18 protein-coding genes are annotated in these 20,902 nt (G+C 59.7%); 10 read left to right on the forward strand and 8 right to left on the reverse strand.

Translation table 11 applies throughout. The features are described from left to right. Nucleotides 1-18: 18 nt before the first annotated feature. The gene (gcvH, locus tag JFT86_RS07985) at nt 19-402 is read left to right on the forward strand and encodes a glycine cleavage system protein GcvH (RefSeq protein ID WP_201236366.1); all 384 of its coding nucleotides are present in this window, start codon (nt 19-21) and stop codon (nt 400-402) included. Nucleotides 403-555: 153 nt separating this feature from the next. Here gcvH and JFT86_RS07990 read toward each other — a convergent pair whose 3' ends face one another. After that, the gene (locus tag JFT86_RS07990) at nt 556-1,698 is read right to left on the reverse strand and encodes a DegT/DnrJ/EryC1/StrS aminotransferase family protein (RefSeq protein WP_201236367.1); all 1,143 of its coding nucleotides are present in this window, start codon (nt 1,696-1,698) and stop codon (nt 556-558) included. 155 nt (nt 1,699-1,853) lie between these two features. On the opposite strand from JFT86_RS07990, the gene gcvP reads away from it, so the two are divergent. Beyond that, complete coding sequence (gene gcvP / locus JFT86_RS07995; RefSeq protein ID WP_201236368.1) at nt 1,854-4,727, forward strand: aminomethyl-transferring glycine dehydrogenase; 2,874 nt, start codon at nt 1,854-1,856, stop codon at nt 4,725-4,727. A gap of 186 nt (nt 4,728-4,913) precedes the next feature. Here the strand turns inward: gcvP and JFT86_RS08000 are convergent, their stop codons facing one another. The 5 genes from JFT86_RS08000 to JFT86_RS08020 all read right to left on the reverse strand — a co-directional run bounded on the left by JFT86_RS08000 (nt 4,914) and on the right by JFT86_RS08020 (nt 8,962). After that, on the reverse strand, nt 4,914-5,234 hold the full coding sequence (locus JFT86_RS08000; protein ID WP_201238570.1) for a DUF2388 domain-containing protein: 321 nt from the start codon (nt 5,232-5,234) through the stop codon (nt 4,914-4,916). 66 nt (nt 5,235-5,300) lie between these two features. Next, the gene (locus tag JFT86_RS08005; protein ID WP_201231672.1) at nt 5,301-5,744 is read right to left on the reverse strand and encodes an NfeD family protein; all 444 of its coding nucleotides are present in this window, start codon (nt 5,742-5,744) and stop codon (nt 5,301-5,303) included. Between the two features lie 3 nt (nt 5,745-5,747). After that, nucleotides 5,748-6,668 (reverse strand): SPFH domain-containing protein, encoded by a 921-nt coding sequence (locus JFT86_RS08010; RefSeq protein ID WP_016983812.1) that lies wholly within the window; start codon nt 6,666-6,668, stop codon nt 5,748-5,750. A gap of 80 nt (nt 6,669-6,748) precedes the next feature. Continuing rightward, nucleotides 6,749-8,533: a GspE/PulE family protein gene (locus JFT86_RS08015; RefSeq protein WP_201236369.1), complete on the reverse strand. Its 1,785-nt coding sequence runs from the start codon at nt 8,531-8,533 to the stop codon at nt 6,749-6,751. A gap of 90 nt (nt 8,534-8,623) precedes the next feature. Beyond that, nucleotides 8,624-8,962 (reverse strand): hypothetical protein, encoded by a 339-nt coding sequence (locus JFT86_RS08020; protein WP_201236370.1) that lies wholly within the window; start codon nt 8,960-8,962, stop codon nt 8,624-8,626. A gap of 126 nt (nt 8,963-9,088) precedes the next feature. Here JFT86_RS08020 and JFT86_RS08025 point away from each other — a divergent pair, with 126 nt between their 5' ends. Then, a complete protein-coding gene (locus JFT86_RS08025; protein WP_016983809.1) occupies nt 9,089-9,553 on the forward strand; it encodes an Lrp/AsnC family transcriptional regulator in 465 nt (154 codons plus the stop codon). Nucleotides 9,554-9,675: 122 nt separating this feature from the next. Here the strand turns inward: JFT86_RS08025 and JFT86_RS08030 are convergent, their stop codons facing one another. Further along, a complete protein-coding gene (locus tag JFT86_RS08030; RefSeq protein WP_166221662.1) occupies nt 9,676-11,046 on the reverse strand; it encodes a CYTH domain-containing protein in 1,371 nt (456 codons plus the stop codon). A 156-nt stretch (nt 11,047-11,202) separates the two neighbouring features. Between JFT86_RS08030 and argE the strand changes: the two genes are divergently transcribed. Beyond that, nucleotides 11,203-12,372, forward strand: coding sequence for an acetylornithine deacetylase (gene argE, locus JFT86_RS08035; RefSeq protein ID WP_201236371.1), 1,170 nt, complete (start codon nt 11,203-11,205; stop codon nt 12,370-12,372). A 262-nt stretch (nt 12,373-12,634) separates the two neighbouring features. Continuing rightward, the gene (gene argA, locus JFT86_RS08040) at nt 12,635-13,936 is read left to right on the forward strand and encodes an amino-acid N-acetyltransferase (protein ID WP_095186912.1); all 1,302 of its coding nucleotides are present in this window, start codon (nt 12,635-12,637) and stop codon (nt 13,934-13,936) included. A 144-nt stretch (nt 13,937-14,080) separates the two neighbouring features. Here the strand turns inward: argA and tauA are convergent, their stop codons facing one another. After that, complete coding sequence (gene tauA / locus JFT86_RS08045) at nt 14,081-15,067, reverse strand: taurine ABC transporter substrate-binding protein (RefSeq protein WP_201238571.1); 987 nt, start codon at nt 15,065-15,067, stop codon at nt 14,081-14,083. Between the two features lie 365 nt (nt 15,068-15,432). On the opposite strand from tauA, the gene JFT86_RS08050 reads away from it, so the two are divergent. From JFT86_RS08050 to ssuD, 5 genes are all read left to right on the forward strand, one after another. Beyond that, nucleotides 15,433-16,833, forward strand: a complete 1,401-nt coding sequence (locus JFT86_RS08050; protein ID WP_201236372.1) for an OprD family porin — start codon at nt 15,433-15,435, stop codon at nt 16,831-16,833. Nucleotides 16,834-17,127: 294 nt separating this feature from the next. Then, nucleotides 17,128-17,766, forward strand: a complete 639-nt coding sequence (locus JFT86_RS08055; RefSeq protein ID WP_201236373.1) for a peroxiredoxin — start codon at nt 17,128-17,130, stop codon at nt 17,764-17,766. A 309-nt stretch (nt 17,767-18,075) separates the two neighbouring features. Beyond that, on the forward strand, nt 18,076-18,669 hold the full coding sequence (gene ssuE / locus JFT86_RS08060) for an NADPH-dependent FMN reductase (RefSeq protein WP_201236374.1): 594 nt from the start codon (nt 18,076-18,078) through the stop codon (nt 18,667-18,669). Between the two features lie 89 nt (nt 18,670-18,758). Further along, entirely contained in the window at nt 18,759-19,724 is a 966-nt protein-coding gene (locus tag JFT86_RS08065; RefSeq protein WP_201236375.1) for a sulfonate ABC transporter substrate-binding protein, read from the forward strand. A 25-nt stretch (nt 19,725-19,749) separates the two neighbouring features. Further along, entirely contained in the window at nt 19,750-20,898 is a 1,149-nt protein-coding gene (ssuD, locus tag JFT86_RS08070; RefSeq protein ID WP_064589716.1) for an FMNH2-dependent alkanesulfonate monooxygenase, read from the forward strand. The last annotated feature ends 4 nt before the right edge of the window (nt 20,899-20,902 follow it).

Raw genomic sequence — 20,902 nt, forward strand, 5'->3', positions numbered from 1 at the left:
TTCCTGAGGACACCGAACATGAGCAATATCCCCGCTGAACTGCGTTTTGCCAAAAGTCATGAATGGGCACGTCTGGAAGCCGACGGCACCGTCACTGTGGGCATCAGCGATCACGCGCAAGAAGCGCTGGGTGATGTGGTGTTCGTCGAGTTGACCGAAGTCGGCAAGGTATTCGCCGCCGAAGATCAGGCCGGTGTGGTTGAGTCGGTGAAAGCCGCTTCCGACATCTATTCGCCGATCAGCGGTGAAGTGATTGCAGTCAACGAAGAACTGAGCGCTTCGCCAGAGCAGCTGAACTCCGACCCGTACGGCGCGTGGATCTTCAAGCTCAAGCCAAGCGACAAGGCTGAGCTGAACCAGCTGCTCGACGCCGCTGCCTACAAAGCCGCTATCGGCGAATAACCCTGTGGCGAGGGGATTTATCCCCGATGGGGGGCGAAGCCGCCCCCAAATGCTGCTTCGCGGATTATCCAGCAGACCCAACGCGGTGGAATACGACGGCTACGCCGCCGATCGGGGATAAATCCCCTCGCCACAGTTGGGTGTGCCTGCCTGTCAGGCTTCGCGCAATACGGCTTTCACCGCCGCCACCGAACGCTCGACGTCGTCATTGTTCATCGCGGTGAACATCGGCAGTGACACGATCAGCCGACCGACACGCTCGGCCACCGGCAACATCCCTTCTTTGAAACCGCGCTCGCGGTACAAACTCAGCAAATGGATCGGCGGGTAGTGATAGCCGATGCCGATACCCTGCGCCTGCATCTGCTCCATGAATGTCGCCCGTGCGGGCCGACCGTCCTTGCGCTCCGGCAGCACCAGTTGGAACAGATGCCAGTTGCTGTTGGTGAAATCCGCCGGCGGCAGTTGTGCGCCATAAACCGCTTCGAAATCCTCGCCAAAGCATTTGAAGTAATGCCGGGCCAGTTCACGGCGATAAGCGGTCAGCGTTTCAATGTGAGCGAATTGCCCGAGGCCGATGGTGGCTGCGACATCGGTCATGTTGAACTTGCCACCCAACACATCGACGTCCAGACCATCAAAACCGTTGCGGGTAACGCCTTGCAGACGGTACTTCTCGGCCAGCCGTGCCTCCTCAGGCGTGTTCAATACCAGGCATCCGCCTTCGGAACAGGTGACATTCTTGTTCGCCTGAAAACTGAACGACACGAAGTCGCCGGTAGCGCCAATACGCTGGCCGTTCCAGCTCGACCCCAAGGCCTGGGCGGCGTCTTCGACAATGCGCAGATTGTGTTTGCGGGCAATGGCGTACAGCCGATCCATGTCCACCGGTAATCCGGCGAGATACACCGGAATCAGCGCTTTGGTGCGCGGTGTGATTGCCGCTTCCAGCGTGTTCAAGTCGATGTTGCGGGTGACCGGATTGATATCGGCAAACACCGGCGTCGCGCCGACCTCAAGGATCACATTGGCGGTGGCCACCCAGGAAATCGGCGTAGTGATGACCTCGTCGCCCGGGCCGACGCCGGCGATGCGCAAGGCGATTTCCATGGTGCAAGTGCCGGAATTGAACGTGCGCACCGGACGGCCGCCGAAGTATTCCGACAGCTGCGCTTCAAAGGCCTGCACCTTCGGCCCACTGGTGATCCAGCCGGAGCGCAGCACGTCGCCCACAGCGGCAATCGTGGCTTCATCGATAACAGGTTTGGAAAAAGGCAGGAATGGCAGTTGGCTCATGAATTTCAATCATCCGTGCGTTGGACGCCTGAAGCAGGCGCTACAGCATGGCCCGGAACAGCCTCCGCCGCCAAGCCGTGCGCGCCGGCATCGGCTGCTATGCTGGTTTGACCGTGTTGCATTGACGCCGAGCGCCAGCCAAGAGAGAGCCCGTCATGTCCCAGTTGCCGTCCCTGAGCCAGTTACGCGATCCCGATGCCTTCCTGCGCCGCCACCTCGGCCCCGATGCCGCCGAGCAACAAGCCATGCTCGACAGCCTCGGCCTCGGCAGCCGGGTCGAACTGATCGAGCAGACCGTGCCGCCGGGCATTCGCTTCAATCGCGCGCTCGATCTGCCGCCAGCGCTGGACGAACAAGCCGCACTGGCCAGACTGCGCGGGTACGCCGAGCAGAATCAGGTCTGGACCAGCCTGATCGGCATGGGCTATCACGGCACCCTCACACCGACCGTCATCTTGCGCAACGTCCTGGAAAACCCCGGTTGGTACACCGCGTATACGCCCTATCAACCGGAGATCGCCCAGGGCCGGCTCGAAGCCTTGCTGAATTTCCAGCAAATGACCATCGACCTCACTGGCCTCGAACTGGCCAACGCTTCGTTGCTCGATGAAGCCACCGCCGCTGCCGAAGCCATGGCATTGGCCAAGCGCGTCGCCAAGTCGAAGAGCAATTTGTTTTTCGTCGACGAGAACTGCCACCCGCAGACCATTTCCGTGGTGCAGACCCGTGCCGAAGGCTTCGGTTTCGAGTTGATTATCGATGCTGTGGATAACTTGAAGCAGCACCAGGTGTTCGGCGCGCTGCTGCAATATCCGGACACCCACGGCGAAATCCGTGATTTGCAGCCGTTGATTGATCATCTGCATGCGCAGCAAGCGCTGGCCTGCGTCGCCACTGATCTGTTGAGTCTGTTGTTGCTGACGCCACCGGGGGAATTGGGCGCCGATGTAGTGTTCGGCTCCTCCCAGCGTTTCGGCGTGCCCATGGGCTACGGCGGCCCGCACGCAGCGTTTTTCGCCAGTCGCGAGGAATACAAACGGGCGATTCCCGGGCGGATCATCGGCGTGTCGAAAGACGCTCGGGGCAACGTCGCGTTGCGCATGGCCCTGCAAACCCGCGAGCAACATATCCGCCGCGAGAAGGCCAACTCGAACATCTGCACCGCGCAGGTGCTGCTGGCCAATATCGCCAGTTTCTACGCGGTGTATCACGGGCCGGAAGGCTTGAAACGGATCGCCCAACGGGTGCATCGACTGACTTGCATTCTGGCGGCGGGTCTTGAGCGCCACGGGATCAAACGGGTCAACGCACAGTTTTTCGACACCCTCACGCTGGATGTCGGCGGCGCGCAAACGGCGATCATCGAAAGCGCCCAGGCCGCACAGATCAACCTGCGGATTCTCGGCCGTGGTCGTGTCGGTCTGAGCCTTGATGAGACGAGTGATGAAAATACCGTGGCGAAGCTGTTCGATGTCCTGCTCGGCGCCGATCATGGTTTGAGCGTCGACGATCTCGATGCTGAATCGCTGGTTTCGGGCATTCCCGACAGCCTCCAGCGCAAGACGCCTTACCTGCGCCATCCGGTGTTCAACGCTCATCACAGCGAAACCGAGATGCTGCGTTATCTCAAGCAACTGGAGAACAAGGACCTGGCGCTGAACCAATCGATGATCCCGCTGGGTTCCTGCACCATGAAACTCAACGCCACCAGCGAAATGATCCCGATCACCTGGCCGCAATTCGCCAATCTGCATCCGTTTGTGCCCCGAGAGCAGGCAGTCGGCTACACCTTGATGATCGAAGAGCTTGAGCGCTGGCTCTGCGCGATCACCGGGTTCGACGCGATCTGCATGCAGCCCAACTCCGGCGCCCAGGGTGAGTACGCCGGGCTGCTGGCGATCCGCAAATATCACGAGAGCCGCCAGCAGGGTGCGCGGGATATCTGCCTGATTCCGTCCTCGGCCCACGGCACTAACCCGGCCTCGGCGCAGATGGCCGGGATGCGCGTGGTGATCGTCGAGTGCGACGAGGCCGGCAACGTCGATCTCGATGACCTGAAAAGCAAAGCCGCCGAGGCGGGGGATAAGTTGTCGTGCCTGATGGCGACCTATCCGTCGACTCATGGCGTCTATGAGGAAGGCATCAGCGAGATCTGTGAAGTTATCCACAAGCACGGCGGTCAGGTGTACATGGACGGCGCCAACCTCAACGCGCAGGTCGGGCTGGCGCGGCCGGCGGACATCGGCGCCGACGTCTCGCACATGAACCTGCACAAGACTTTTTGCATTCCTCACGGTGGTGGCGGGCCGGGCATGGGGCCGATCGGCATTCGCGCGCATCTGGCGCCATTTGTCGCCAACCATCCGGTGGTGCCGATTGACGGGCCGTTGGCGCAGAACGGTGCGGTCAGCGCGGCGCCGTGGGGCAGCGCAAGTATTCTGCCGATCAGCTGGATGTACATCGCGATGATGGGCCCGCAGCTGGCGGATGCCAGCGAGGTGGCGATTCTGGCGGCTAACTATCTGGCACAACATTTATCCGGCGCGTTTCCGGTGCTGTACACCGGGCGCAATGGGCGAGTGGCGCATGAATGCATTCTTGATCTGCGGCCGCTGAAGGCGCAGACCGGGATCAGTGAGGAAGACGTCGCCAAGCGTCTGATGGACTACGGCTTCCATGCCCCGACCATGTCATTCCCGGTGCCGGGGACATTGATGGTCGAGCCGACCGAGAGCGAATCCAAGGCAGAACTGGACCGCTTTATCGGCGCGATGCTGAGCATCCGCGCGGAAATCACCGAGGTGCAGAACGGCAACTGGCCGGCCGAAGACAACCCGCTCAAGCGTGCGCCACATACGTTGTCGGATGTCACCGGGGTGTGGGAGCGGCCTTACAGCATCGAGCAGGGCATCACCCCGGATGCGCACACCAAGGCACACAAGTATTGGCCGGCGGTGAATCGGGTGGATAACGTCTATGGCGATCGCAATCTGTTTTGCGCGTGTGTCCCGGTGGACGATTACCGCTGATCTTCAGGTTCCACAGAACCCTTGTAGGAGTGAGCCTGCTCGCGATAGCGGTCGATAAGTCACCGCAGATATTGCCTGACACACCGCTATCGCGAGCAGGCTCACTCCTACAAGGGAGCGCGGTGCGATCAAAAAACGAGCATAAAAATGCCGCTCATATGAGCGGCATTTTTGTCGGTGCAAGGCTTATTCGGATTCCACCGCGTTCTTCGCCAGAATCGCGTTGGCCAGTTCCATGTCCGTCGCTTGCAGGCCCGGATTGTCGGCGCGGACTTTCTGCATCGCCGCTTCCAGGTACGGGCCACGAATACCGCCATCACTGGCAACGAAACTGCCGGCGTCGTCCTGTGCGGCGACGATCAGTTTGTGATCCTTGAAGGTCAGGTAAGTCGAGCCGGTGGTAGCGCCGGACGAAATGACGTTACGCCAAAAGCTGTCGGCCATCGCTGAACCAACAGGGAGGGACAGCAGGGCAAGGGTGGCGACAGCAAGTTTGAGACGCATGATGAGATGACTCCTGGGGGTTAACTACGGCGTTGGATCGTCATTTCCACGATCCGGTTCCGTACCGGGCTATTCGGCGTGTTCCACTAGCAAAACCGCGCCCTGCTGCCCGGTCACGCGCACGCGTTCGCCGAGCGCTGTGTCCGGCCCGCGAGCGATCCACACGCCATCGGCCACCTTGATCTTGCCGCGACCGTCGACAATCGCCTCACTGACCACGAACACTTTGCCGATCAATTCCTGACCGCGCAGGTTCAGCAGTGGTTGATCGCTGCTGCGCACTGCCGTGCGCTGACGGCGCCACCAATACAGCGCCGTGAGAATTGAAAACACGGCAAACAGCAGCAGTTGAATCTCCCACGGCAGGGTTGGCAACACGAACGTAGTGACGCCCACAGCGGCCGCTGCCATGCCGATCCACAACAGGTAGCCGCCCGCCCCGAACACTTCGAGGATCAGCAACATGGTGCCCAGCCCCAGCCAACTCCAGAAGGTGAACAGTTCGGTTGGCATGACTCAGGCCTTCTTGCCGTCGAAGGTCGCCTTGACGATTTCGCCGATCCCGCCCACGGCGCCGATCATCGAACTGGCTTCCAGCGGCATCAGGATCACTTTGCTGTTGTTGGCCGACGCCAGTTTGCCCAGCGCGTCGATGTATTTCTGTGCAACGAAATAGTTGACCGCCTGAACGTTACCGCCAGCGATGGCCTCGGACACCACTTTGGTCGCCTGAGCTTCGGCTTCGGCCTGACGCTCACGGGCTTCCGACTCGAGGAATGCGGCCTGACGACTACCTTCGGCTTCGAGAATCTGTGCCTGCTTCTTGCCCTCGGCGGTGAGGATCGCCGAGGCGCGCAGGCCTTCGGCTTCGAGGATTTGCGCGCGTTTGATCCGCTCGGCTTTCATCTGCCCGGACATCGCCGCCATCAGATCGGCAGGCGGGCTGATGTCCTTGATTTCGATCCGGGTGATCTTGATGCCCCACGGCGCGGTGGCTTCGTCGACGGTGCGCAGCAGACGTTCGTTGATGTTGTCACGCTGGCTGAGCATCGCATCGAGTTCCATCGAGCCGAGCACGGTGCGGATGTTGGTTTGCAGCAGATTACGAATGGCGTGCTCAAGGTTGTTCACCTCGTACGCTGCCTGGGCGGTGTTCACTACCTGGAAAAAGCACACCGCATCGATCTGCACCGTAGCGTTGTCGGCGGTGATGACTTCCTGCGGCGGGATATCCAGCACGCTTTCCATCACGTTGATCTTGCGCCCGATCCGGTCCATCACCGGAATGATGATGTTCAGCCCAGGCTTGAGGGTGTTGGTGTAGCGACCGAAGCGCTCGACCGTCCACTCGAACCCTTGCGGCACGACTTTGAAGCCCATGAACAGGATGGCGACGGCCAGGGCCACAAACAGTAAAAGTACACTTCCGGTCTGCATAACGATTCCTTGTTGGATAGATCAGTGGTGCAAGTGTAACGGCGTGGCCCGGGGTTAAGAACTGATTGATGGCAATTTGCTCATTTCTGCTCGCTCTGCGGCGTTACGCGCAGCACTTCTTCAACGGTGGTCAGCCCCGCCGCGACTTTCTGCGCACCGGACAGGCGCAAGCTGCGCATGCCTTCCTTGAACGCCTGGCGGCGGATGGCCGTGAGGTCGGTGTCGGGGGTAATGGAAGCCTTGAGGCTGTCGGTCAGTTGCATGATTTCGTAGACCCCGGCGCGACCGCGATAACCGGTATCGCGGCATTCCAGACAGCCAATCGCGCGTTGCGCATTAGTCGGCAACGGTGCTTGCCAGGGGCGGGTCAGGGTTTGCCAGTCTTGCTCTTCCAGTGTCAGCGGCGCCTTGCAATGTGGGCACAGGGTACGCACCAAACGCTGAGCCATGACGCCGAGCACGGTGGCCTTGATCAGGTAATGCGGCACGCCAAGTTCGAGCAAACGGCTGATCGCGCTGGGCGCATCGTTGGTGTGTAGCGTCGACAGCACCAGATGCCCTGTGAGCGCTGCCTGAATCGCCATTTCGGCGGTTTCGAGGTCGCGGATCTCGCCGATCATGATGATGTCCGGGTCTTGCCGCATCAACGCACGCACCCCGGCGGCGAAGCTCAGGTCGATGTTGTGCTGCACCTGCATCTGGTTGAAGGCTGGTTCGACCATTTCGATCGGATCCTCGATGGTGCAGAGGTTGACCTCCGGCGTCGCCATTTTTTTCAGCGTGGTGTAGAGCGTAGTGGTCTTGCCCGAACCGGTCGGCCCGGTGACCAGAATGATGCCGTTGGGCTGGCGGGTCATGTCCTGCCAGCGGCGCAGATCATCAGCGGAAAAGCCGAGCTGATCGAAATCCTTGAGCAGCACTTCCGGGTCAAAAATCCGCATGACCATTTTTTCGCCGAACGCAGTGGGCAAGGTCGACAGCCGCAACTCGACTTCGCCGCCGTCCGGGGTCTTGGTCTTGACCCGACCATCCTGAGGTTTGCGTTTCTCGGCGACATTCATCCGGCCGAGGCTTTTCAGGCGACTGACAATCGCCATGGTCACCTGCGGCGGGAATTGATAGACGTTGTGCAGCACGCCGTCGATGCGAAAACGCACGGTGCCTTGCTCGCGGCGCGGCTCGATGTGGATATCACTGGCACGCTGCTGAAAGGCGTACTGGAACAGCCAATCGACGATGTTGACGATGTGCGCATCGTTGGCGTCCGGTTCCTGATCGCTGGCGCCGAGATTGAGCAGTTGTTCGAAGTTGCCGAGGTTGCCACCTTGCTGATCGGCATTGCTGGCACCGCTGACCGACTTGGCCAGGCGGAAAAACTCGACGCTGAAACGCTGGATATCCGCCGGGTTGGCCACCACTCGCTTGATCGGCAGCTTCAAGACGTGGGTCAGATCGGCTTCCCAGCCATTCACATAGGGTTGGGCACTGGCCACTGTCACCGAGTCGCGGTCGACCGCAACCGCAAGGATTTTGTGCCGTTGGGCAAAGGCGTAGGACATCAGCGGGGTGATGGCAGCGACGTTGATCTTCAGCGGGTCGATGCGCAAATACGGCTGCCCGGCCTGCTGTGCCAGCCATAACGTCAGACTTTCCAGGTCGAGGTGTTTGCCCGGACGGCTGAGGTCGTCGAGCTGTTGGCTGGCGATGAATTCCAGTGGATGCATCTGGCCATGGGCGGCGTGGCGACGACGCGCGTTCAGCGCCTGTTCCGCCGAGTCCTGGCAGATAAAGCCTTGGGCGACCAGTTCACGCAACACATCGTTGAGTTCCAGCCAGCGGTCCTGAGTGGCGAGTTGAACGGACATGCGGGCTCCTTTTGAACGACTGTGCGCAAAGGATAGTCGTGGCCCCGCAGACTGTTGGGCCACTACCCGACGAAGCCGTTGCCGGATTTGTCAGCCGGCCGCTTGCGCCTGTGCATCCCAAGCCGAGTCGGCGTTTTGCAGATGCACCGAGCAGACGCTGATCAGGTTACGAAGTTTTTCCGCAATCACTTGCGCGCGATGCCAGCTCAGGCCGCCCATGACAAGGTCGATGGACAGCAGATCATTCATTCGCTGCACATTGACCTGCTCGGGCGTCAGGAACTGCAACGCAAACAGGTTCAGCACCCGCACCAGCAAATCCGGCTCGGCCTCGGCGAGAATCTGGTACTGCGCCAGGCAATGGGCATTGCTGACGTTCCAGACATCGGCGCGGGCGGGCGAGGTGTTCACGGCTTCAAGGTGCGGCATGGCGAGTCTCCAAAATCACTGGAGGAATTTTTACATTCGCTGGCGGGTATTTCTTGGCTATGATCGGCGTTATTCAAGGGTTGGCGAATAGATCAATTCGCTGATTTGTCTATTTGAGGTTTTTCTATGCATAGCGAGCTGGACAGCTACGACCGCAAGATTCTCGCCCTGCTGCAAGAGGATGCGTCGTTATCAAGCGCACAGATCGCCGAGCAGGTTGGCCTGTCGCAATCGCCGTGCTGGCGGCGGATTCAGCGGATGAAGGAGGAGGGCATCATTCGCGGGCAGGTGACGTTGCTGGATCGCAAGAAGATCGGCCTGAACACGCAGATTTTTGCCGAGATCAAACTCAACGCGCACGGACGTTCGAACTTCACCGAATTTACCGAGGCGATTCGCGGCTTTCCGGAAGTGCTGGAGTGTTATGTGCTGATGGGCGCGGTGGATTTTCTGTTGCGCATTGTCGCGGCGGACATCGAGGCGTATGAGCGGTTCTTCTTCGAGAAGCTGTCGCTGGTGCCGGGGATTCAGGAAGTGAACTCGATCGTGGCGTTGTCGGAGATCAAGTCGACAACCAGCCTGCCCGTATAGCGCTGATTCGCTTTTGTGGCGAGGGGATTTATCCCCGATGGGTCGCGAAGCGGCCCCGCTTCCTTCAAAAGCAGGGACTGCTGCGCAGTCCATCGGGGATAAATCCCCTCACCACAGGGGTATTACATACGCAGGAGCATTTTCCAGGCACGGTTCTGATAAACCGCAATCGCCTGCTGCTTGCGGGCATCGAGCAGTTCGTCAGTGATCGTCGGTTCGTTGGCCAGTTGCGCCAGTTTGTTCAGCTCGCCGTACAGGCGATCCATTTCCGGGATCTCCAGCACGTTGCGCGCGTGGTGCAACCAGACCTGAATACGCTCGATACGCGGCAGTTGTTCTGCCAGATCCTCCGGCTGCTGCTGGTAACGCTGCAATTGCAGGGCCGTGGCCTCTTCGCCCAGCAGGCGCGGCAACCAGCTGTGCAACTGCGCGCCACCCTGACGGTTGCCACGAACGTTGCGCTCGGCGGTCCAGCTGCGAGCCAGCAACCAGCGTGAGGCGTTCAGTGAGAACAGGCCCCAGCGCGGGTCTTCCAGTTCTTCGAGGAACTGCTCCGGCGCGGCTTTGCGCACGTCTTCGTCTTCGATGCCGACCTGCACCAGCGGGCGCCAGTCTTCCAGCAATGCATCCAGCGCTACGCGCAGGTCGTGGGTCGACGGACGCGGCGCGGCCTGGCCGAGGCTGCTGAGCAGGGCGCGCATTTCGGCGAGGTTCTCGACCCAGTCCAGCAACAGGCGCCAGTGGCCGTTGAAACGGTACTGTTCGGCCAGGCGCTGGCTGCTGCCGAGCAAGTGCCAGCACAGTGCGGCGAAGGCGTCGTCCAGTTGAGTTTCCGGCGTCAGCTCGGGTGCCGGCAGGCTCAGCGAGTAGCTGTTGGCGTCGTACAGACGATAACCGCGCTCGGCCTTGCTGATGTCACACGGCATCAGCGCCAGGGTTTCGGCCAGTTCAGCGGCCAGTTCCAGCAGCGCGGCAGGCTCGCCTTCGCGCAGTTCCAGTTCCAGCTCGCAGATTTCTTCTTTCTGCTTGCCGACCACTACGTGGCCCAGGTCCAGCGCGGCTTCGATGACCACTTTGGCCTTGCCACGGCCCCAAGCGATTTCGGCGCGCTCGCGGACGAAATCGGTGGTGAAGATCGGCTTCAGGGTTTTCTTGTCCAGCTCGGCCAGCGACTCGGGCCAGCATTCGCCGTCGAGTTTCTTCACGTCGAGCTTGGCTTTCGGCAGTTTCCAGTCGTACTCGTTACGCTCGGACAGACCGGCGACGCTCTGGCCGCGAGTCTTGAGGGTCTGAATCACTTCGTCGCCATCCTTGCGCAGGCGCAGGGCAACTTTGGCCTGGGCCAGATCGCGCTCAGGGGTGTCGAAGTACTGGTTCATCAACTCACGGCGTTCCCAGCCATTTTTGTTGCGTTTTTTCAGGAGCGGGTGCTCGCGCAGGGCGGCGAGGGTTTCGCGGCTGACGCGGAGTTTGATTTCGGTTTCTTTCTGCATGGCCGGAAAATCCAGGATCGGGAGCGCAGCCGGGGGAATGTGTGGCTGCCAAGGTCGTGCAGTGTACAGGACTCAAACTTCCTACGCCCTGCGGCGGTTTATTCCTGACGCCGGATGGCTCTATGATGGACTTCAAATCGGGAGTGGGAGTCAGCGATGCCTTTGCCGTCCATGAAAGACCAGTTCGCTGCGCTGATTGCCGCGCCGTCGGTCAGCTGTACGCAACCGAGCCTGGATCAGTCCAACCGGGCGGTGATCGATCTGCTCGCCGAATGGCTCGGTGATCTGGGTTTCAAATGCGACATCCAGCAGGTCAGTCCCGGCAAATTCAATCTGCTCGCCAGTTTCGGCAGCGGCCCCGGCGGGCTGGTGCTGGCCGGGCATAGCGATACGGTGCCGTACGACGATGCGTTGTGGCAGACCGATCCGCTGAAACTCACTGAAGTCGATGGCCGCTGGGTCGGGCTCGGCAGTTGCGACATGAAGGGCTTTTTTGCCCTGATCATCGAAGCCGTGCAACCGCTGCTTGACCAGCCGTTCAAGCAACCGCTGCTGATCCTCGCCACCTGCGACGAAGAAAGCTCGATGTCCGGCGCCCGCGCGCTGGCCGAGGCCGGGCGCCCGCTGGGCCGTGCGGCGGTAATCGGCGAGCCGACCGGGCTCAAGCCGATTCGTATGCACAAAGGCATCATGATGGAGCGCATCGACATCCTCGGGCAGAGCGGCCATTCGTCGGATCCGCGCCTGGGCCACAGCGCTCTCGAAGCCATGCACGACGCCATCGGCGAGCTGCGTGGCTTGCGTCTGTTATGGCAGCGCGAGTTCAACAATCCACAATTCAGCGTGCCGCAACCGACGATGAACTTTGGTTGCATCCATGGCGGCGATAACCCCAACCGCATCTGCGGCCAGTGTTCGCTGGAGTTCGACTTGCGGCCGTTGCCGGGTATGGACCCGAAAGTCCTGCGCGCGGAAATTCTGCGCAAGCTCAACCCGGTTGCCGAGCGGCATCAGGTGAAGATCGACTACAAACCGTTGTTCCCGGAAGTGCCGCCGTTCGAACAGTCTGAAGACACCGAACTGGTGCGCATCGCCGAAAAGCTCACCGGTCATGCGGCCGAAGCAGTAGCGTTCGGCACCGAAGCGCCTTATCTTCAGCGCCTTGGCTGCGAAACCATTGTGCTCGGCCCCGGCGACATTGCCTGTGCGCATCAGCCGGGCGAGTACCTTGAAATGTCACGTTTGCAGCCTACCGTGCATCTATTGCGACAGTTGATTGAACATTACTGCCTGACAAGTGCCCCAACGTCAGTGACTTCGATGTGAATCCCTGTAGGAGTGAGCCTGCTCGCGATAGCGCTGAAACAGTCACCGAAGATATTGACTGACACACCGCTATCGCGAGCAGGCTCACCCCTACAGGGACTGTGTTTTATCCGATCAAACGCTGTAAATTGCCAGCATTCCAACCCGTATTCATGAGGAGAGCGCGCGTGTCGCCAAGCCTGTTCCGACGATAACCATCAGCCCGCTGTGCGTTTTCCGTTTCGCCCCTTTTTAGGCTGCTATTTATTACAGGCCCAGGTTCATGCCCGAATACGTTAACTGGCTTCGTCACGCGTCTCCTTATATCAATGCCCACCGCGACTGCACCTTCGTCGTCATGCTGCCCGGCGACGGCGTGGAGCATCCGAATTTCGGCAACATCGTCCACGACATCGTCTTGCTGCACAGCCTCGGCGTGCGCCTGGTGCTGGTGCACGGTTCGCGCCCACAGATTGAAACTCGCCTCGCTGCCCGTGGCCTGACTCCGCATTACCACCACGGTATGCGCATCACCGATGCTGCGACCCTTGAGTGTGTGATCGACGCAGTCGGCCAGTTGCGCATTGCCATCGAGGCACGGCTGTCGATGGACATGGCCTCGTCGCCGATGCAGGGCTCGCGTTTGCGGGTGGCCAGCGGCAACCTTGTCACTGCGCGGCCGATTGGCGTGCTCGAAGGTGTCGACTATCACCATACCGGCGAAGTGCGCCGGGTCGATCGCAAAGGCATCAACCGTCTGCTCGACGAGCGCTCGATTGTGCTGCTGTCGCCGCTGGGCTACTCGCCGACCGGTGAAATCTTCAACCTCGCCTGTGAAGACGTCGCCACCCGCGCCGCCATCGATCTGGGCGCCGACAAACTGCTGCTGTTCGGTGCCGACCTCGGCCTGATCGATGAAAACGGCAGACTGGTGCGCGAACTGCGTCCGCAACAAGTGCCGGCGCATTTGCAGCGTCTGGGCAGCAGCAACTACCAAGCGGAATTGCTGGATGCGGCGGCTGAAGCCTGCCGTGGTGGTGTGGCGCGTAGCCACATCGTCAGTTATGCCGAGGATGGCGCGCTGCTGACTGAACTGTTCACCCGTGACGGTGGCGGTACGCTGGTGGCCCAAGAGCAATTCGAACTGGTGCGCGAGGCGGCGATTGAAGACGTCGGCGGCTTGCTCGACCTGATCAGTCCGCTGGAAGAGCAGGGGATTCTGGTGCGTCGTTCGCGTGAGGTGCTGGAGCGTGAGATCGAGCAATTCAGCGTGGTCGAGCGTGAGGGGATGATCATCGCCTGTGCGGCTTTGTATCAGATTGCCGATTCGGATGCCGGTGAACTGGCGTGTCTGGCGGTGAACCCGGAGTACCGCCATGGCGGTCGCGGCGATGAACTGCTGGAACGCATCGAGACCCGCGCCCGCGCGCAGGGCTTGAAGACGCTATTCGTCCTCACCACCCGCACCGCGCATTGGTTCCGCGAGCGCGGTTTCGAGCCAAGCAGCGTAGAGCGCCTGCCAGCGGCACGGGCGTCGCTGTACAACTATCAGCGCAACTCGAAAATCTTCGAAAAAACCCTCTGAAGACAGGTGAGGCGCTTTTGTGGCGAGGGGATTTATCCCCGATGATGGGGCGCGCAGCGGCCCCGCTTTTGGGACTGCTGCGCGCCCCATCGGGGATAAATCCCCTCGCCACAGGTTTCATTCAGCCAGTGATGGATTTCGCAATTATTCGGTGATGAATTTCGCGCTGACGTACGGCGAATAATCCGGCAGCACCGTTTCAACCTTGCCCTGTTCCTTCAAAAACTTCGCCGTCTCCCCAATTGCTTTCGCCGTGCCGCCATCCAGCAGTGCGCTGGTCTGTTGCGCCTTGGCGTCCGGGAATGCCGAACCGGCCAGTAATTCCGGCACATCGGCTGCATTGGCACCGGTCAATTTGGCGATTTTTTGCACAGGCTCGGAATCGGCGGTCCAGCTGTCTTTATGGCTGGCGTAATCGGCGAACGCGTCTAGAGTGACCTTGGCAAATTTGGCCACGACGTCCGGATGCTTCTCGGCGAAATCCTTGCGTGCGACCCAGACTTCGAAGGTTGGAGCGCCCCATTGGCCAACCTGTGCGGCATCGGTCAGGGTCTTGCCGGTTTTGCGGATTTCACCGAGGGCCGGTGACCAGACAAACGCTCCGTCAATGTCGCCACGTTTCCATGCCGCCGCGATTTCCGCCGGTTGCAGGTTCACCACTTTGACCTTCGAGGTATCCAGGCCCCAATGCTTAAGGGCACCGAGCAGGCTGTAGTGGGAGGTGGAAACGAATGGTGTGGCGATGGTTTTGCCGACCAGATCCTCTGGCGTGTTGATCCCGCTGCCATTGCGCACCACCAGTGCTTCGGCGGCATTGATCTGTGCAGAAACAATGAACGCCACAATTGGCAGGTTTCGTGAAGCGGCAGCGGCCAACGGGCTGGAACCGAGGTTGCCGATCTGTACATCACCGGAAGCGATGGCTGTCACAACTTCCGGGCCACTATTGAAACGGCGCCAGTCGATTTTCTCGCCGATGGTTTTCTCGTAGATGCCGTCGGCCTGGGGCACTTTGCTTGGGTCGATACCGGTTTGATAACCAACGGTAAGGTTTGCCGCGTGGGCGGAGAAAGAAATCAGAGCTGACACACAAACTGTAACAAATTGACTAGATAGTGCGCGTTTGGCCATCATGGCGTCGCCTTTTCGATAGGGTTTGACGAATCGGGGTTGCGCCAAAGCTAATCGATCTAAAAAAAGGCTAACAAATACCATTTAGGAATGAGCTTAGTCGCCGATACGCTGTAATCCGGCGGGGCTGGCTAAATAATGGCCATATTCCGAAATGATATGAAAAAGAATGAATAAATTCTTTTTGGGTTTATCAGGAAATCTTTACTCTGCACGGACCAAATAACTGCGATTAGACCTTGGTCGTAGACATACAAGGTTACGATTGACTTGTCAGTCACGAACTGGCGCTAATCGCGCATCTTAGGATCCAGGCATACGACCCGGACCAGGAATACAAAAATTAGAAACGAGAGGAGCTTTACATGAACAAGTCCACCTTGGCCCTGGCTGTGGCCGTAGGGGTTTTGGCGCAGCAGGCAGGCGCCGCCGGTTTCATCGAAGACAGCAAAGCTACTTTGGGGCTGCGTAACTTCTACATCAACACTGATAACCGTGACGGCGACGTCAATGCTCCTGCCAACAAGCGCGCTGGTGTTCAGAGCAAGCAAGAAGAATGGGGCCAAGGCTTCGATCTGCGCTTCATCTCTGGTTACACCCAAGGCACCGTAGGCTTCGGTATCGATGCTATCGGCCTGTTGGGCGTGCGCCTGGACTCCGGTGGTGGCACTAACGGCGGTTCCCCAGCGACCACAACCAACTACGGCTCCTACGGCGGTACTGTTTTCCCAAGCAAACACAATGGCGAAGCGGTTGATAACTTCTCCAGCCTGGGCCTGACTGCCAAGGCCAAGATCTCCCAGACCGAACTGAAGCTGGGTACTTTGCAGCCGAAGAACCCTGTGATCATCACCAACGATGGTCGTCTGCTGCCGCAAACCTTCCAGGGTGGCCAGATCACTTCGGGCGAGATCAAGGATCTGACCCTTGTTGGCGGCCAGATCGAGCACGTAAAAGGTCGTAACTCCAGCAACAACGAAGAACTGTCGATCGCAGGTGCCAACGGCCGTACTGCGTCTGGCCGCGACAGCAACAAGTTCATCTATGCCGGTGGTGACTACAAGATCACTAAAGATCTGACCGCTCAGTACTACTACGGCAATCTGGATCAGTTCTACAAGCAACACTTCCTGGGTCTGGTTCACAACTGGGCAATCGGCCCGGGCGTGTTGAAGTCGGACTTCCGTTATTTCAACAGCCGTGACGACGGTGCTAACGGTCACGATGCCAACTATTTCACCACCGGTGATTACGGTACTGGCATCACCAAAGGCAAAGTCGACAACAACCTGTACAGCGGCCTGTTCCTGTACACCGTTGAAGGTCACACCTTCGGTGGCGGTTACCAGGTCAGCAACGGTAACAGCGACTTCCCGTGGCTGAACCAGGGTGACGGTTCGTCGAACTACACCATTACCGACATGCAAATCCAGAAGTTCGGCCGTGCCGGCGAGCGTACCTGGCAGGCTCGCTACTCGTATGACTTCGCTAAAGTGGGCATTCCTGGCCTGACCGCCGGTATGGTTTACCTGCGTGGCGATAACATCGACACCACTGGCAAAGTCGGTTACAGCCAGGTTTCCGTCAACGCCACTGGCCGCTCCGAGTGGGAACGCGACCTGACCGTTGGTTACGTCGTACCTGAAGGCCCGCTGAAAAACCTGGGCCTGATGTGGAAAAACGCTACCTGGCGCAACGACATCCCGGGTCAACGCGACCAGGATGAAAACCGCCTGATCGTCAGCTACTCGATCCCGCTGCTGTAATAGCGCGCTCCTGCACCTGATGTAAAAAAGCCCCGTCCGGCATCGCGCCGGACGGGGCTTTTGCGTTTCCGAGTCAGACTCACCCCCGTAAGTCCTCCCCGAATTTCCCTCTTTGCAGCAACTCAAGGCCTTCTCGAACCTTGCGGCCGATGTTCGTCGCGATGGCGGCGAGCGTCCAGTGAACAGATGTTTAATATTCTTTATCGATCTAAATATCTATTTATTTATTCTTTTTAATGATGGCAAAACCCGAGCTACAGTTGAGGTCTCCAACAACTCATCAGGAGCAGCACCATGAGCCTCAGACTCGGCGACATCGCCCCCGATTTCGAACAGGATTCCAGCGCCGGCAAGATTCGTTTCCACGAGTGGCTGGGCGATAGCTGGGGCGTGCTGTTCTCCCACCCGGCGGACTTCACCCCGGTGTGCACCACCGAGCTGGGCTTCACCGCCAAGCTCAAGGACGAGTTCGGCAAGCGCGGCGTCAAGGCCATCGCGCTGTCGGTCGACCCGGTGGACTCGCACCACAAGTGGATCGAAGACATCAACGAAACCCAGAGCACCCTCGTCAACTTCCCGATCCTGGCCGATGCCGATCGCAAGGTGTCCGACCTCTACGACCTGATCCATCCGAACGCCAACGACACGCTGACTGTGCGTTCGCTGCTTGTGATCGATCCGAACAAGAAGATTCGTCTGACCATCACCTATCCGGCGAGCACCGGGCGCAACTTCCACGAAATCCTGCGGGTGATCGATTCGCTGCAACTCACCGACAACTACAAAGTGGCCACGCCGGCCAACTGGCAGGACGGTGACGAGGTGGTGATCGTGCCTTCGCTCAAGGACGAGGAAGAGATCAAGAAACGCTTCCCGAAAGGCTATCGCGCCGTGAAGCCGTACCTGCGCCTGACGCCGCAGCCGAACAAGTAAAGTTTCTCGGTGTAGCCACCACCGCCATCGCGAGCAGGCTCACTCCTACATTTGAAATGCATTCCCCTGTAGGAGTGAGCCTGCTCGCGATGGCATTAGTCCAGTCACTACAGAACCACTAAGCAGGGGATTTCAGGCCGTTTCGACGGCCTTTTTTTCGTCCGGAAAAATGCGAATTGCATATCTCTTAATCGTATAACCAAATGAATAAATATGATTTATAGATATATAAATCAGCTGGTAAGGTCACTCCCATCGAAGCGAGATCGCAACCCGCGAATCGCCTGTAACGCTAAAGGAATTGTCTCAATGCTGGTCGTCTCACTCGGTGGCAGTCCCAGCCTGCGCTCCCGTTCCGGGGTGCTGCTGGAGCGCTCGCAACGCTGGTTGCAGGAGCAAGGGGTGGAAGTGGTGAGTTATCAGGTGCGCGACTTCCCGGCCGAAGACTTGCTCCACGCCCGCTTCGACAGCCCGAAGGTGCTCGACCTGCTGGCGCAGATTGAAAATGCCGATGGCCTGTTGATTGCCACGCCGGTGTACAAGGCCTCGTTCTCTGGCGCGTTGAAAACCGTGCTGGATCTGCTGCCGGAGCGGGCCTTGAGCCACAAGATTGTTCTGCCGATGGCCACGGGCGGCAGTATCGCTCACATGCTGGTGGTCGATTACGCCCTCAAGCCTGTGCTGTCGGCGTTGAAGGCCCAGGAAATGCTCCAGGGGATTTTCGCCGAGGACAGCCAGATCGCTTACGGCGAAGGCAGCGCGGCGGCGCAATTGGCGCCGGCACTCGAGCAACGCCTGCATGAAGCGCTCGACCAGTTTGTCAGTGCCATGGCCCGTCGGCCGAAACCGCTGGAGCCGGGCCTGTTGAACGAACGGTTGTTGAGTGCTCGCTGGAGCATTTAAGTCTCACCAAAACTTGAAGTACTGGCCTTACTCGCCCGCCAACGGGCAAGCAGGTGCAGCCAAAACCCAACAGCAAAAAGGAGAGCGCTATGCGCACTGTATTTTTGCGTCGTGGTCTGGTCGCTCTGTTTGCTGCGGCTGTCACCTTCGGCGCCATCACTCAAGCTCAAGCCGAGACATTGCGGATCGGTTATCAGAAATACGGCACGCTGGTGTTGCTCAAGGCCAAAGGCACCCTGGAAAAACGTCTGGCCGCCCAAGGCGTCGACGTGCAATGGACTGAATTCCCCGGCGGCCCGCAACTGCTCGAAGGTCTGAACGTCGGTTCGATCGACTTCGGTGTCACCGGCGAAACCCCGCCAGTCTTCGCCCAGGCGGCCGGTGCCGATCTGCTCTACGTGGCCTATGAACCGCCGGCGCCGAACAGCGAAGCGATCCTTGTACCGAAAGACTCGCCGATCAAATCGGTGGCCGATCTCAAAGGCAAGAAAGTCGCCTTGAACAAAGGCTCCAACGTCCACTACCTGCTGGTGCGCGCACTAGAAGACGCCGGCCTCAAATACACCGATATCCAGACTGTATTCCTGCCGCCGGCCGATGCCCGCGCCGCGTTTGAACGTGGCAGCGTCGATGCCTGGGTCATCTGGGACCCGTACCAGGCCGCTGCCGAGCAGCAATTGCAAGCGCACACCCTGCGCGATGGCAAAGGCATCGTCGACAACCACCAGTTCTATCTGGCGACCAAGCCTTACGCACAGAAAAATCCTGAGGTGATCAAGACCCTCGTTGAAGAAGTGCGCGCAGTCGGCGAGTGGTCGAAAGCCAACCCCGAAGACGTCACTCAACAGGTCGCGCCGCTGCTCGGCCTGCCGGCGGACATCACCCTGACCTCGGTGAAACGCCAGGGCTACGGCGCGCTGTTCCTGACCCCGGAAGTGGTCGCCGCGCAACAGAAAATCGCTGACACGTTCTTCCAGCTCAAGCTGATTCCCAAGCCGCTGAGCATCAAGGATGTGATCTGGACACCACCGGCCGCTGTGGCTAAAGCGCAGTAATTCGAATCCCCAAGGAGACCACTCCATGAGCCTCAATATCTTCTGGTTCCTGCCTACCCACGGCGACGGCCATTACCTTGGCACCGCCGAAGGCGCCCGCGCCGTCGACCACGGTTATCTGCAACAGGTCGCGCAAGCGGCGGATCGTCTGGGTTTCGGCGGTGTGCTGATTCCCACCGGCCGCTCTTGCGAGGACTCGTGGCTGGTGGCCGCATCGCTGATCCCGGTGACCCAGCGTCTGAAATTCCTCGTCGCCCTGCGCCCCGGGATCATTTCCCCGACGGTAGCAGCGCGGCAGGCGGCGACCCTGGATCGTCTGTCCGGAGGTCGTGCGCTGTTCAATCTGGTGACCGGTGGCGATCCGGAAGAATTGGCCGGTGACGGTCTGTTCCTCAGCCACGAAGAGCGCTATCAGGCCTCGGTGGAATTCACCCGCATCTGGCGTCGCGTGCTGGAAGGCGAAACCGTGGATTACGACGGTCAGCACATCAGCGTGAAGGGTGCAAAATTGCTCTATCCGCCGATCCAGCAACCACGTCCCCCGCTGTACTTCGGTGGCTCGTCGGAAGCGGCGCAGGATCTGGCGGCCGAACAAGTGGAAATGGTCCTGACCTGGGGCGAACCACCGGCCGCCGTGGCCGAGAAGATCGAACAGGTGCGCGCCAAAGCCGCCAAACTCGGCCGCACCGTACGCTTCGGCATTCGTCTGCACGTGATCGTCCGTGAAACCAACGCCGAAGCCTGGCAAGCGGCGGACCGCCTGATCTCGCATCTGGATGACGACACCATCAAGCGTGCGCAAGCCTCGCTGGCGCGCTTTGATTCGGTCGGCCAGCAACGCATGGCCGCGTTGCACGGTGGCAGCCGCGACAACCTCGAAGTCAGCCCGAACCTCTGGGCTGGCGTTGGTCTGGTGCGTGGCGGCGCCGGTACCGCGCTGGTCGGCGATGGCCCGACCGTGGCCGCTCGGGTCAAGGAATACGCCGATCTAGGCATCGACACCTTTATCTTCTCCGGTTATCCACACCTCGAAGAGTCCTATCGCGTCGCTGAACTGCTGTTCCCGCACCTCGATATCGAACGTCCGGAACTGCCGAAAAGCGCCGGCTACGTCAGCCCGTTCGGTGAAATGGTCGCCAACGATATTCTTCCCAAAGCCGCGTCGCAGAGCTGAGGCG

Origin of the sequence: Pseudomonas sp. TH06 (assembly GCF_016651305.1) — a bacterium.
In the GTDB taxonomy this organism is placed as follows: Bacteria; Pseudomonadota; Gammaproteobacteria; order Pseudomonadales; family Pseudomonadaceae; genus Aquipseudomonas.